Origin of the sequence: Chitinophaga dinghuensis, assembly GCF_003259435.1 — a bacterium.
GTDB classification, from domain to species: domain Bacteria; phylum Bacteroidota; class Bacteroidia; order Chitinophagales; family Chitinophagaceae; genus Chitinophaga; species Chitinophaga dinghuensis.
Map to the genome: position 1 here is coordinate 169,331 of NZ_QLMA01000011.1, position 12,282 is coordinate 181,612.

A 12,282-nucleotide genomic window follows, 5' to 3' on the forward strand; every position below is an offset into this window, starting at 1 on the left:
TTTAACCTGATGAATTGTTATGACCAACTTGAACCAGGACTCCAGGATTGATACGACTGAGGTCCGTGCAACCACGTTTACCGTCAGGCAGCAATTGATAAAAGTGTTGGGCTATATCATTTTGTTTCTTTTTCTGTACGTGGTATTAGTATTCACTGCGATAGGGCTTGCAGCAAGTTGCATTGCAGGCGGAGTAATGCTTATGCACTATTACGGCACCGTATTGTCGGCCATTCCAGGAATAGCCCTCATCATTCTGGGTTGTAGTATTCTGTATTTTTTAGCGAAATTCCTGCTTCATCGCAATCAGTCTGTAAATCCGTATCGCACACAAATAGATCTGAAGGATCATCCGGGGTTACTAGCATTTTTACAACAGCTGGTTAGGGAGACGCATGTCCGGTTTCCTAAGAAGATATTCGTAGTTCCGGATATGAATACAGCGTTGTTTTATAATGCCAGCTTCTTTCATTTATTCTGGCCTGTCAGGAAAAACCTGGAGATTGGGCTGGGATTGGTGAATAGTGTCAATATCAGTGAGTTCCGGATGTTGCTGGCGCATGAATTTGGTCATTTTTCCGGTGGCAGCAGGCAACTGGGAAGTTATATCTATAGCACCAATAAGATGTTACATCAGATGCTATATGAGAATGAGAACTGGAACGACCTCGCGCATCACCGGCACAGTGGCAGTATTCCGGGATTCTTCATACATATTACCTGTAGTATCATCCATTCGATTCAGTTGTTGCTGCGTCGGGCATACAGGTTAATTCACCGGGCATACCAGCAGGTAAGTCAGGAGATAGCCCTGCGAGCAGATGATATCGCTGTTCACGCTGCGGGTACTGCCGCAGCTTTGAGCGCTATTCGCCGTGCGGATATTGGCAGTTATTGTATGGATCACTGTATGCACAAGATGCCTGAGCTGTATGAAGCGAAACTAAGGTTCCGGAATATTTATAAAGTACAGCGTAATCTCATTGGTTATTATACCATGCAGAACTATGCCAGTTTGGATAATGAAGGTCTCCCCATTGTGGCGGGTTCCTATAATAAAATACATCTGAGGAGTCGCGTTCAATTGCGGACCGACTGGGCCGTACATCCCACTACAGACGCCAGGGTACAACGATTCCGACAGGCGGCGGTGGTGAAAGAACAGACCCAGAATAGTGCCTGGCAGCTTTTCAGCAGTGCCGAAGCGCTCCAGGAGCAGGTTACAGCCAGGGTGTATGATATATTAACATTGGAGGCCTGTGAATGCAGCTGGATTTCAGCCAATGATTATATCCATGATCTGGAAAAAAGACACCGCATATTCGAATTTCCTAAGGCATTTAATAATTATTACGATAACCGGGCATTTACGAATACGGATATCACGCTATTGCGGCCAATGAGTGCCGGGGAACTATCGGAGATCAGCTTTGGAACGTTGTATCATCCGGATGTAGTGTTACGTATGCGTACCTATTACCGGGATTACCAGGATACAGAGACCTTGCAGGCAATTGCCCTGCAGCAGCTACAAACGCCCCAGTTTGAGTTTGACGGAAAGCGTTACCGGGCCAATAAAGCAGAACGGCTGGCACAGCGACTCCAGGTACAGGTAGAAAATGAGCAACAATGGCTTGCTGCCAATGATATTCTTGCCTGTAGGTATCACTATACACAGGCGCTGACACTGGACCCTGGGATGGCGCAGGAAATGGTGGACGGTTATCAAACCATTTTGAATCATCAGCGGGATGCCATCCGGCTGAGCGACCTGGTAATTCGGGTTATCCACAGTATAAGTATCGTTTTCAGTAACAGCGGCTATACCTTGGAAACGGCCTATCCTTTTTTTGAAGCGCTCTCCGATGATGCCCGTGAATTCCAGAAATTATTGCTGCATATCATTGCCCATCCGTTCATAAAAAATAACCTGCCGGAAGATATTTCCGAGAAAATTGAGCATTTCCGGCAGCATGACTGTGATTTTCTCCGGGAAGGCATACCGGATTATAATAGTATCAAAGACCTGCATGATATCAGCAATTCCCTGATGGAATACCTGAACAACTGTATCATCCTGAAGAAAAAAACTTACCTGGAATTAATAGTTCAGATCGACCACAAGTACACCATAAATAACTAAATTTGCATCTGCATAAACAATTGATAATAATATAATATCAACTTCAGCGCGCGCAAAAAAATAAATCTCGGAATGTTATTCGTATTTTCGGCGCTCGCGAATGCGTAGCAGTCTATGGAGAATTTTATCGTTTCAGCCCGTAAATACCGTCCACAAAACTTTTCAACAGTTGTTGGGCAAGCACATATTACCACCACACTAAAGAATGCCATCCGCAATCATCAGTTAGCGCATGCATTTCTCTTTTGTGGACCGAGGGGGGTGGGAAAAACCACCTGTGCCCGTATCCTGGCGAAGACCATCAACTGTGAAAATCTACAGCCAGACGGGGAGGCATGTAATGAATGTCATTCCTGTAAATCTTTTAATGAGGGTAGTTCCTTTAATATACACGAGTTGGATGCTGCATCCAACAACTCGGTAGATGATATCCGTACCCTGGTAGAGCAGGTACGTTTTGCGCCACAGGCAGGAAAATATAAGATCTATATCATAGACGAGGTGCACATGTTGAGTTCTTCGGCATTCAACGCCTTCCTGAAAACGCTGGAAGAGCCGCCTTCCTATGCGATCTTTATCCTGGCTACTACCGAAAAACATAAAATTCTGCCTACGATTCTGAGTCGTTGTCAGATCTTTGATTTTAAACGCATCACTATACAGGACACGGTAGATCACCTGCAGGAAATCTGCCGCAAAGAAAGTATTGAGGCGGAAACAGATGCCTTGCATCTGGTAGCGCAGAAGACCGATGGTTGTATGCGTGACTCCCTTAGTACCCTGGATAAAATTGTCAGTTTCACAGCGGGGCATCTCACCTACCAAAATACGCTGGAGCACCTGAATATCCTGGATTATGATTATTATTTCCGGGTAATGGATCATGTATTGACCCAGGATGTAGCAGCTGCATTGCTGTTATTTGATGAGGTATTACAGAAAGGATTTGAGGGAGATAATTTCCTGGGAGGCTGGGCAGAATTCCTCCGAAACCTGTTGCTGTGCAAGGAAGAGAAAGCCATGCATCTGGTAGAGGTATCTGGAAATCTGAAGGACAGGTATAAGCAACTGGCAGGAAAGGTAAGTCCTGCCTACCTGATATCCGCTCTGAACCTGTTAAATGAAACAGAGATCAACTATCGTCTGGCCCGCAATAAGCGTTTGCATGTGGAGATGGCGTTGATTAAGCTTTGCTTCCTGCAACAGGCAGTAACACTTGTCAGTGATGATAATACCGGAGAGGTAGCAAAAAAAAAATTAGTACCTGATGGCAGTGCGCCGCAGAAGCTCCGTGCTCCGGCAGCACAGCCGGTGACTGCGAAGAGCATCACAGAGAAACCTGCTACAGCATCCACTATACAGCAAGAAGTACCCGCAGCCGCTCCTGTCGTAAAAGCAGAGCAGTCTGTACCGGTACAATCACCTATACACCAAGCAGCTCCTGTACAAACAGTACCAGCACCGGCTCCTACACCTAAGCCTACTCCGGCGCCAGTTCCAACAGCGGCAGCGGCTGCTCCGGCAACAGGATCTGCAGGCGGAGGCAAACTGACAGGACTGGCAGCGATGAAAGAGGCGCTGGCAGCCAAACAACAGACAACTGTTGCCCAGGAGACAAAGCCACTTACCGCTGGTGCTATTGAAGTATACTGGGAAGAATTTATTGACCGGTATCGTCAGGCCAATAAAATGACGGTAGTGAGTAATCTGCAGTTGGCACAACTGAAAATACTGGCAGCAGATGAAATAGGTATTGTGAGTCGGAATATCGTGCAGTTCCGATTCATGGAAGAGGAGAAGCTGATTATATCCGAGTTCTTCAAGCAGAAGTTCAACAATCCCGCCATCATTCTGACTTTGCAGTTGGATGAGAGTCAGCAAACCCAGGATATTGGGCCGGCTCCATTATCCAGCCGGGAGCAGTTCCAACAGATGAGCGAACAATATCCTTTGGTGAAAGAATTAAAGGACCGGTTGAACATGGAACTGGATTTCTAGAAATCCGGGTTGGTTACGTATAATATTATATTTAGAAACTATAGATATTTTTAAACCGTTTGAAATTCCTTCTTTGCGTTTTTGCGCAAAAACATGTAGGTTTGAACAAAATTTTGAATAAACACTATGGCAGAAGTTATCAGAATGCCCCTTTTGAGTGATACAATGACGGAAGGGGTGATTGCGGAATGGCATAAAAAGGTGGGCGATACCGTAAAAGCAGACGATGTTATTGCTGAAGTGGAAACGGACAAAGCAACAATGGAAGTAATGGGTTACGTAGAAGGAACCCTGTTGTACATTGGTGTTGAGAAAGGGAAAGCAGCGAAGGTAAATGGAATCATAGCCATTGTGGGTAAACCAGGCGAAGATTATAAAGGCTTACTGGAAGGTGGAAGCAGTGCTGCTGCTCCAGCGAAAGAAGCTGCACCGGCGCCAGCTCCGGCCGCCGCTCCTGCTGTTTCTGCTGCTGATGATGCTGCAGTTAAAGAAGCGCTGAAAAATGCTACTGTTATCCGTATGCCGCTGTTGAGCGATACCATGACAGAAGGTAAAATAGTTGCCTGGAATAAAAAAGTAGGCGACACTGTTAAGAGTGATGATGTACTAGCTGAAGTAGAAACCGATAAAGCTACAATGGAAGTAATCGGTTATGCGGATGGTACTTTGTTATATGTAGGTGTGAAAGAGGGTGATGCTGCAAAAGTAAATGGTATTATCGCCATTGTTGGTAAGCCAGGCACTAATGTAGATGCTATTCTGGCTGCTGAACAAGGTGGTGGTACTGCTGCACCTGCCGCTGCTGCTCCTGCTGCGGGCGCCTCTGCACCAGTTGCTGCTGCCGCTACTACAGCTGCTCCAGTTGCTGCCGTATCTGCTGATGGTCGTGTAAAAGCGTCTCCACTGGCTAAAAAGATTGCTGCTGAAAAAGGTATTGATATTGCGCAGGTTTCAGGCTCCGGCGACGGTGGTCGTGTTATCAAAGCGGATGTGGATAACTTCAAACCTTCAGCTGCTCCTGCTACTACCAGCGCTGCTGCTCCAGCTGCTGCCGCTTCATATGTTGCAGGTCAGGAAAGCTACACTGATACGCCGCTGACACAGATGCGTAAAGTGATTGCAAAACGTCTGAGCGAAAGCAAATTCACTGCACCTCACTTCTATCTGAAGATCGATGTTAACATGGATAAAGCGATGGAAGCCCGCAAAGCTATCAACGAGGTATCTCCTGTTAAGATCTCCTTCAATGATATGGTGATCAAGGCTTCTGCCCTGGCACTGAAACAACATCCTGATGTAAATGCAAGCTGGATGGGAGATTTCATCCGTCATAACCAACATGTGCACATCGGTTCTGCCGTAGCTATTGAAGACGGTCTGATCGTTCCTGTTATTCGTTTTGCAGATCAGAAATCCCTGAGCCAGATTGCTGGTGAAGCGAAAGGTCTGTACGACAAAGCTAAAAACAAGAAATTGCAACCACAGGACTTCACTGGTAATACCTTCACCATCTCTAACCTGGGTATGCTGGGTATAGACGAGTTCACTGCTATCATCAATCCTCCGGATTCTGCAATCCTGGCTGTTGGTGGTATCAAAGAAACTGCTATCGTGGAAAAAGGTCAGGTGAAAATTGCTAACATCATGAAACTGACCCTCAGCTGCGACCACAGAAGCGTGGATGGTGCTGTAGGCGCACGTTTCCTGGCTACCCTGAAAGGTTACCTGGAGAATCCAGTGACTATGTTGGTATAATCGAAGATTAATACTCTTATATATGAACGGCTGCGTATCTATACGCAGCCGTTTTTTTTGTGTTTTAGCCCTGACAGCTTCACTCCCAGGGCTTCGGAGTAGGGAGATTCGTCGTCCCGCCGGTTGCGTGGGACGAGGTTATATTTTTTCATTAACTTTTGAAAGTTCAAAAACTTGGTTTACATTTGCCTGCAACCTATATACATAAAACGCAACAAAAAGAGCCTGCAAAATGAATCTGGAAGAAGCAAAAGCGCAGTTTATTCAAACCTGGGGATCACTCGGTGCACAGTGGGGTATTAACCGTACTATGGCGCAGATCCATGCGTTGTTGCTGGTAAAACCTGATCCGTTGAGTGCGGATGATATCATGGCAGAGCTGAATATTTCCCGCGGAAATACCAATATGAACGTACGCGAGCTCATCAATTGGGGACTCGTAGAGCGGGTGTTGATTCCTGGGGAAAGGAAGGAATTCTTTGTTGCAGAAAAAGATATCTGGAAAGTAGCCACTTATATTGCCCGCGAGCGCAAAAAGCGCGAGCTGGATCCCATCATGAAAGTACTGCAACAACTGCAGCAGGCAGAAGGCGACCCTAAAGACAAGGAACTGAAGGCTTTTAAAGATTCCATTCAGAATATTAACAAGTTTGCCCAACAAACAGACAGAACTATCAGCGCCTTTATTAAATCAGAAGAATCCTGGTTCTACAGCAGCCTGCTGAAACTCATCAAGTAATTTTTTTTGCAGTATTCTTTCAATATTTTCTGAAATTTCCGAATTTACAATACCACAATTATGAAAAATAAAAAAATAGTACTTGCCGGCGGCAGCGGATTTTTAGGTAGGAGTTTAACAGAGCTCTGGGGAGCTGATAATCAAATAATTATAATTTCAAGAACGGCTCCAGCGGCAGAGGTCAAAGCCAAATGGGTACCTTGGGACGGCCGTACAACAGGCAGTTGGGTAGCGGAATTGGAGCACGCTGATGTATTGGTAAACCTCAGCGGACGCAGTGTGAATTGCAGATATACTCCTGCCAACCAACAGGAAATATTCGATAGCCGTACCTTTTCCACAAAGGCTTTGGGAGCAGCGGTGCAACAACTGCAAAACCCGCCGAAATTATGGGTAAACGCGGCCTCTGCAACTATTTACAGGCATGCGGAAGACAGGCCCATGGATGAATTCAACGGAGAGATGGCCGATGATTTTTCTGTAAGGGTTTGCAAACGCTGGGAGAAAACATTTAATGATATAACGTTACCGCATACACGAAAAGTCATTCTGCGTACAGCTGTGAGTTTGGGTTGGCAACCCGGAGGCGTGATGCAGCCGTACTGCAACCTCGTGAAATGGGCTTTGGGCGGGCATCAGGGCAGTGGCAGGCAGCGATATTCCTGGGTGCATGTAGCAGATATAGCGGGTATGATTGAATGGCTGGAAAGTAGGCCAGACCTAGATGGCGTGTTCAACTGTACCGCTCCTCATCCTGTAACGAATAGGGAATTTATGCGTACCCTGAGGCAGAAAGCCGGTCATGTTGTCGGGTTACCTGCGCCAGCCTGGCTGCTGGAAGTAGGCGCTGCATTGATTGGCACAGAAACTGAGCTATTATTAAAAAGCAGGTGGGTATTACCTACCAGGGCATTGCAGCTGGGCTACCAGTTTAAGTATCCTCAATTGGAAGCGGCCATGGCGGATATCCTGGCGCGTATGCCCCGGAAAGCCTGGCACTTGTTCTGAATTTTGTAAATTTAATGTATGGAAAGCACAGAAAAGAAACTGACCGTAGTACTTGGCGCCTCCCCAAATCCTGAACGTTACAGCTATCTGGCTGTCAACCGGCTTACTGCCCATGGGCATCCTGTGGTGGCAATAGGTAACAGGGAAGCAAATATTGGGGAGACACGGGTCATCAAGGAGCATCCGGCACTGGAAAATGTGGACACCGTCACCTTATATATGAATCCAAAACTGCAGGAAAGCTATTATGATTACATTCTGCAATTGCATCCGAAGCGAATTATTTTCAACCCGGGAACAGAGAATGAAGTGTTGAAAGCATTGGCTATTAAAAATGGGATTCAGCCACAGGAGGCTTGTACATTGGTGTTGTTGAGCACCGGGCAGTATTAATTTGCCTGATATTTTTTCCTTAAATCCTTCTACCTGCGCTTTTTAACCGATGTCATTTCGTATATTCGGTACGTTAACCCATAGATAGGCTATATAGTTTTGATTGGCTGTCATCTCACCAGACTACTTACTAATACCGCTTGTTCACCCTTTAATATACATTTTATGCAATGGAGAAGATTTAATGGAGAGATCATTTCTCTTCCCGTCAAGGAGGAGGTCCGGCAGGCCATCATCCGTGAAAACGCCAAGGGCTTTCGGCTGAAAGTTTGTATTGGTACGGATTCACAGGTGAAAGGCCTGGACACGGAATTTGCTACTGTTATCGTTTTTCTGCGCGAAGGTCATGGTGGATTCATGTTTATCCACAACGACAAAACGAAAGAAAGCTATACGATCAAAGAACGTATGCTGGTCGAAGTAGCTAAAAGTATTGAGATTGCTTATGAATTATGCGACCTGTTTACGGAATACGATGTAGATATGGAAGTACATGCAGACATCAATACCAATCCTCAGTTTAAGAGTAACCAGGCTTTACACGAAGCAATGGGCTATATCCTCGGAATGGGTTTTGCCTTTAAAGCTAAGCCGGAAGCCTTTGCCAGTAGCAGTTGCGCGAATAAAATCGTGAATTAAGCTACGTAGTATTATACCTCCTTCAATAAGTACCGATGCGGTATCCTGCACCGGACAGCTATTCTTCCCCCTTCCATTGCGTTAAGCAATAGCCCGGAACTGCGCATTCAACTCTTCGATATACCCCAGGATCGCGTCTCTTCCACTTTTCTTTACTGTAGATGTAACAAAGTGTGGTGGCAGGAATTGCCAGGTTTCCCTCATCTTATTCAGGAAAGCCTTCACATTTTTGCTTACTTCTGCCTGCGTACTCTTATCCGCCTTCGTGAATACAAGGCTGAAAGGAACTTCCCATTCACCCAGCTGATTGATGAAATCGATATCGATTTTTTGTGGAGAATGCCTGCTATCGATCAACACAAAAATGTTCACCAGGTTCTGACGCTTACGCAGATAATCCTCGATCATTCTTTCCCACTGTTTACGCTGGGACATGGATCTTTTGGCGAAGCCATAACCGGGAAGATCCACCAGGTACCACGCCTGATTAATAAGGAAGTGGTTAATCAATACAGTTTTACCAGGAGTACCGGAGGTTTTCGCCAGTTTTTCATTATTCACTATCAAATTGATCAGGGAAGACTTTCCCACATTGGACCGGCCGATGAATGCATATTCCGGCAGGTTTGGCTTTGGACACTTTTCCCAATCCGGACTACTGATAAGATATTCTGCTGTTTTGATAACCATAATAAAAGCTTTGTTCATTCTGTCATATGAACACAAATTCTGTAACTTTGCGAACTATGTCAGGAAAATTAAATGTTGAGAAGATCGTTCCCTTTACGGAGTCAAAATTAAGCAAGAAGGAGCAGATAGCAGCCATGTTTGATGATATTGCTTATCGATATGACTTTCTGAACCATTTTATGTCGCTCGGAATCGATGTGATCTGGCGTAAAAAAGCGCTGGGTTACCTGAAATCCCTGCAGCCTAAAAAGATGCTGGATGTGGCCACAGGAACCGGAGATTTCGCTATTATGGCCTCCAAACGCCTGCAACCGGACCATATTACGGGGATCGATATCTCTGAAGGAATGCTGAGCCACGGACGGGAGAAAATCCAGAAAGCAGGCCTTTCTGACAAGATTACCCTGCAATTGGGTGACAGTGAGACAATAAGTTTTCCAGATAAGACGTTTGATGCAATAACGGTAGCCTTTGGTGTCCGTAACTTTGAAAACCTGCAACAGGGGCTCAGAGAAATGCAGAGGGTACTGAAACCTGGCGGAAAATTAGTTATCCTGGAATTTTCCAACCCTACAGTTTTCCCTATTAAGCAATTTTATAATCTGTATTTTCGTTATATAACACCCCTGATCGGGAAGTGGATAGCTAAAAGCAAAGCTGCGTACAGTTATCTGCCTGAATCTGTGAAAGCGTTTCCTCAGGGTGAAGAAATGTGCAATATTTTAACCAATTCTGGATTTCAGGCCGTTACATGCAAAACGCTCACTTTCGGCATTTGTTCCATCTACTGCGCTTCGCGCTGACAGGAATGTTCCTGACTTTGCTGCTGCCTGCAAAAGCACAGCAAAACCTGAACATGTTGGAACATGATGCAAAACCCTATTACTTCGGAATTTCACTGGCTACTAACCAGTCCAATTTCCGTTTACTTCATGCACAGGCTTTCCTGGCGGATGACTCTATTATGATAGCCGAACCAATGAAAACGTTCGGTTTCAACCTGGGTTTGCTCGCCAATGCCCGCCTGACCGAGCATTTTGACCTGAGATTTAATCCACAACTGGTATTTGCCTCCAAGAATCTGTACTACCGGGAAACTTATCCCAAACCAACAGATACCCAGAAAAAAATTGAATCCATTCTCCTCAGCTTTCCGCTACAAATCAAATTTAAATCGGATCGCATCGGGAATATGCGCGTATATGCCATTGGCGGCATGAAATACGACTATGACCTGGCTTCCAACGCCAGAGCCAAGAAAACAGAGTCGATGATCAAAATCAAAAAGAGTGACTATGGCTATGAAATAGGCGCTGGATTTGAATTTTACTTCGAGAGCTTCATCTTCTCACCAGAATTCAAAGTGAGCAATGGTATAGGCAACGTATTGGTGAAAGATCCGAACCTGCGCTATTCCAATGTGATAGATAAGCTGCAATCCCATATGATCGTATTCTCCATACATCTGGAAGGATAAAACCAAACTCCGATTGACTATATTTGCATCATGCAGAACTACGTCATCAGGAATATATCCGTGGTAAATGAAGGGCGCACCACGGTACAGGATGTTTTGATCAAAGATAACCGCATTGAGAAAATCGCGCCCAACATCACTGTCAGCGGAATTTACACAGAAATTAACGGGGAAGGAAAACACTTGTTGCCTGGCGTCATCGATGATCAGGTGCATTTCCGTGAACCTGGGCTGACAGAAAAAGCCACTATTTATACAGAAGCGCGTGCAGCTGTTGCCGGCGGGACTACCAGTTTCATGGAAATGCCCAATACCAAGCCAGCAGCGCTGACACAAGAACTCCTCGAAGATAAATACCAGATCGCCAGTCAACATGCATTGGCCAACTACTCTTTCTTCATGGGTGCTGCCAATGATAATGTGGAAGAGATCCTGAGAACCAATGACAAGAAAGACCGTGTTTGTGGCGTAAAAATATTCATGGGTTCTTCTACCGGAAATATGCTGGTGGATAACTACCTCACCCTGGAAACAGTATTTTCCAATTCAGAACTGCTGATTGCTACGCATTGTGAAGACGAGAAGATCATCCGTCGCAATATGGAAGCTTTTAAACAAGCTAAAGGAGATGCCCTCACAGCCGCAGATCACCCGCTTATCCGCGATGTGGAAGCCTGCTTTGAATCCTCTCTCGTAGCCATTCAGTTTGCACAGAAACACAATGCACGTCTGCATATCCTTCATATATCCACCGCCAGAGAATTACAACTCTTCGGTAATATGTTACCACTGGCTGAAAAGCGCATCACTGCGGAAGTATGTGTACATCATCTCCACTTCACAGCAGATGATTATGCACAATACGGCAATCTGATCAAATGTAATCCTGCCATCAAAGCTCCTGAAAACAGAGACGGACTTTGGGAAGCATTACTGGACGACAGATTAGACATCATTGCTACCGATCACGCTCCGCATACCTGGGCAGAAAAACAACTCCCTTATCTGCAAGCGCCATCTGGCGTACCATTGGTACAACATAGTCTGCCACTGATGCTGCAATATGTGAAACAAGGAAAGATTTCTATAGAGAAAGTAGTGGAAAAAATGAGTCATGCACCTGCCATCTGCTTCCAAATCAAGGACAGAGGTTATTTACGCGAAGGCTACTATGCCGACTGCGTAATTGTTGACATGAATGCCCCTGCTACTGTAGAAAAAGAAAATATTTACTATAAATGTGGCTGGAGTCCATTTGAGGGTCATACCTTCCCTGCCTCCATCACTCACACCTTTGTAAACGGGCATCTGGTCTATGAAAACGGCCGTTTTGATGAATCTGTAAAAGGTATGCGTATGATGTTTGACAGGCAATAATTTCCCACATTTATAATTTTTTAAGCAAGCGATTAGTCGAACCCTGCGGTTTCGACTAATCGC

The 12,282-nt window shown here is 45.4% G+C and carries 11 protein-coding genes; 10 read left to right on the forward strand and 1 reads right to left on the reverse strand.

What is annotated here, in order from left to right; translation table 11 throughout:
• The first annotated feature begins 19 nt into the window (after positions 1–19).
• From CLV59_RS27180 to CLV59_RS27210, 7 genes are all read left to right on the forward strand, one after another.
• The gene (locus tag CLV59_RS27180) at positions 20–2,143 is read left to right on the forward strand and encodes a M48 family metalloprotease (protein ID WP_111595251.1); all 2,124 of its coding nucleotides are present in this window, start codon (positions 20–22) and stop codon (positions 2,141–2,143) included.
• Positions 2,144–2,257: 114 nt separating this feature from the next.
• The gene (locus CLV59_RS27185) at positions 2,258–4,141 is read left to right on the forward strand and encodes a DNA polymerase III subunit gamma/tau (RefSeq protein WP_111595252.1); all 1,884 of its coding nucleotides are present in this window, start codon (positions 2,258–2,260) and stop codon (positions 4,139–4,141) included.
• 126 nt (positions 4,142–4,267) lie between these two features.
• Positions 4,268–5,896: a pyruvate dehydrogenase complex dihydrolipoamide acetyltransferase gene (locus tag CLV59_RS27190; RefSeq protein WP_111595253.1), complete on the forward strand. Its 1,629-nt coding sequence runs from the start codon at positions 4,268–4,270 to the stop codon at positions 5,894–5,896.
• Between the two features lie 232 nt (positions 5,897–6,128).
• Complete coding sequence (locus CLV59_RS27195) at positions 6,129–6,635, forward strand: GbsR/MarR family transcriptional regulator (RefSeq protein ID WP_111595254.1); 507 nt, start codon at positions 6,129–6,131, stop codon at positions 6,633–6,635.
• Between the two features lie 60 nt (positions 6,636–6,695).
• Positions 6,696–7,643 carry a TIGR01777 family oxidoreductase gene (locus tag CLV59_RS27200; protein ID WP_111595255.1) on the forward strand — a complete coding sequence of 316 codons (948 nt, stop codon included), beginning with the start codon at positions 6,696–6,698 and terminating at the stop codon, positions 7,641–7,643.
• Between the two features lie 18 nt (positions 7,644–7,661).
• Entirely contained in the window at positions 7,662–8,036 is a 375-nt protein-coding gene (locus CLV59_RS27205; protein ID WP_111595256.1) for a CoA-binding protein, read from the forward strand.
• Between the two features lie 165 nt (positions 8,037–8,201).
• Complete coding sequence (locus CLV59_RS27210; RefSeq protein WP_111595257.1) at positions 8,202–8,675, forward strand: ribonuclease H-like YkuK family protein; 474 nt, start codon at positions 8,202–8,204, stop codon at positions 8,673–8,675.
• Positions 8,676–8,756: 81 nt separating this feature from the next.
• Here the strand turns inward: CLV59_RS27210 and yihA are convergent, their stop codons facing one another.
• Entirely contained in the window at positions 8,757–9,365 is a 609-nt protein-coding gene (gene yihA, locus CLV59_RS27215) for a ribosome biogenesis GTP-binding protein YihA/YsxC (RefSeq protein WP_111595297.1), read from the reverse strand.
• Positions 9,366–9,421: 56 nt separating this feature from the next.
• Between yihA and ubiE the strand changes: the two genes are divergently transcribed.
• Genes ubiE through CLV59_RS27230 form a run of 3 tightly spaced genes read left to right on the forward strand, consistent with a single transcriptional unit; the run spans position 9,422 to position 12,219 of the window.
• Positions 9,422–10,168 carry a bifunctional demethylmenaquinone methyltransferase/2-methoxy-6-polyprenyl-1,4-benzoquinol methylase UbiE gene (gene ubiE / locus CLV59_RS27220; protein WP_111595258.1) on the forward strand — a complete coding sequence of 249 codons (747 nt, stop codon included), beginning with the start codon at positions 9,422–9,424 and terminating at the stop codon, positions 10,166–10,168.
• Positions 10,141–10,842, forward strand: a complete 702-nt coding sequence (gene porT / locus CLV59_RS27225) for a type IX secretion/gliding motility protein PorT/SprT (RefSeq protein ID WP_245950966.1) — start codon at positions 10,141–10,143, stop codon at positions 10,840–10,842. The genes ubiE and porT overlap by 28 nt, the downstream gene beginning before the upstream one ends.
• 30 nt (positions 10,843–10,872) lie before the next feature.
• The gene (locus CLV59_RS27230; RefSeq protein WP_111595259.1) at positions 10,873–12,219 is read left to right on the forward strand and encodes a dihydroorotase; all 1,347 of its coding nucleotides are present in this window, start codon (positions 10,873–10,875) and stop codon (positions 12,217–12,219) included.
• Positions 12,220–12,282: the final 63 nt, after the last annotated feature.

What these genes read in the sequence shown, in the direction of transcription:
- CLV59_RS27190 (WP_111595253.1), top strand. Translation starts at nt 4,268, where the DNA reads ATGGCAGAAGTTATCAGAATGCCCCTTTTGAGTGATACAATGACGGAA.
- CLV59_RS27195 (WP_111595254.1), top strand. Translation starts at nt 6,129, where the DNA reads ATGAATCTGGAAGAAGCAAAAGCGCAGTTTATTCAAACCTGGGGATCA.
- CLV59_RS27200 (WP_111595255.1), top strand. Translation starts at nt 6,696, where the DNA reads ATGAAAAATAAAAAAATAGTACTTGCCGGCGGCAGCGGATTTTTAGGT.
- yihA (WP_111595297.1), bottom strand. Translation starts at nt 9,365, where the DNA reads ATGGTTATCAAAACAGCAGAATATCTTATCAGTAGTCCGGATTGGGAA.
- CLV59_RS27180 (WP_111595251.1), top strand. Translation starts at nt 20, where the DNA reads ATGACCAACTTGAACCAGGACTCCAGGATTGATACGACTGAGGTCCGT.
- CLV59_RS27210 (WP_111595257.1), top strand. Translation starts at nt 8,202, where the DNA reads ATGCAATGGAGAAGATTTAATGGAGAGATCATTTCTCTTCCCGTCAAG.
- ubiE (WP_111595258.1), top strand. Translation starts at nt 9,422, where the DNA reads ATGTCAGGAAAATTAAATGTTGAGAAGATCGTTCCCTTTACGGAGTCA.
- CLV59_RS27185 (WP_111595252.1), top strand. Translation starts at nt 2,258, where the DNA reads ATGGAGAATTTTATCGTTTCAGCCCGTAAATACCGTCCACAAAACTTT.
- CLV59_RS27230 (WP_111595259.1), top strand. Translation starts at nt 10,873, where the DNA reads ATGCAGAACTACGTCATCAGGAATATATCCGTGGTAAATGAAGGGCGC.
- CLV59_RS27205 (WP_111595256.1), top strand. Translation starts at nt 7,662, where the DNA reads ATGGAAAGCACAGAAAAGAAACTGACCGTAGTACTTGGCGCCTCCCCA.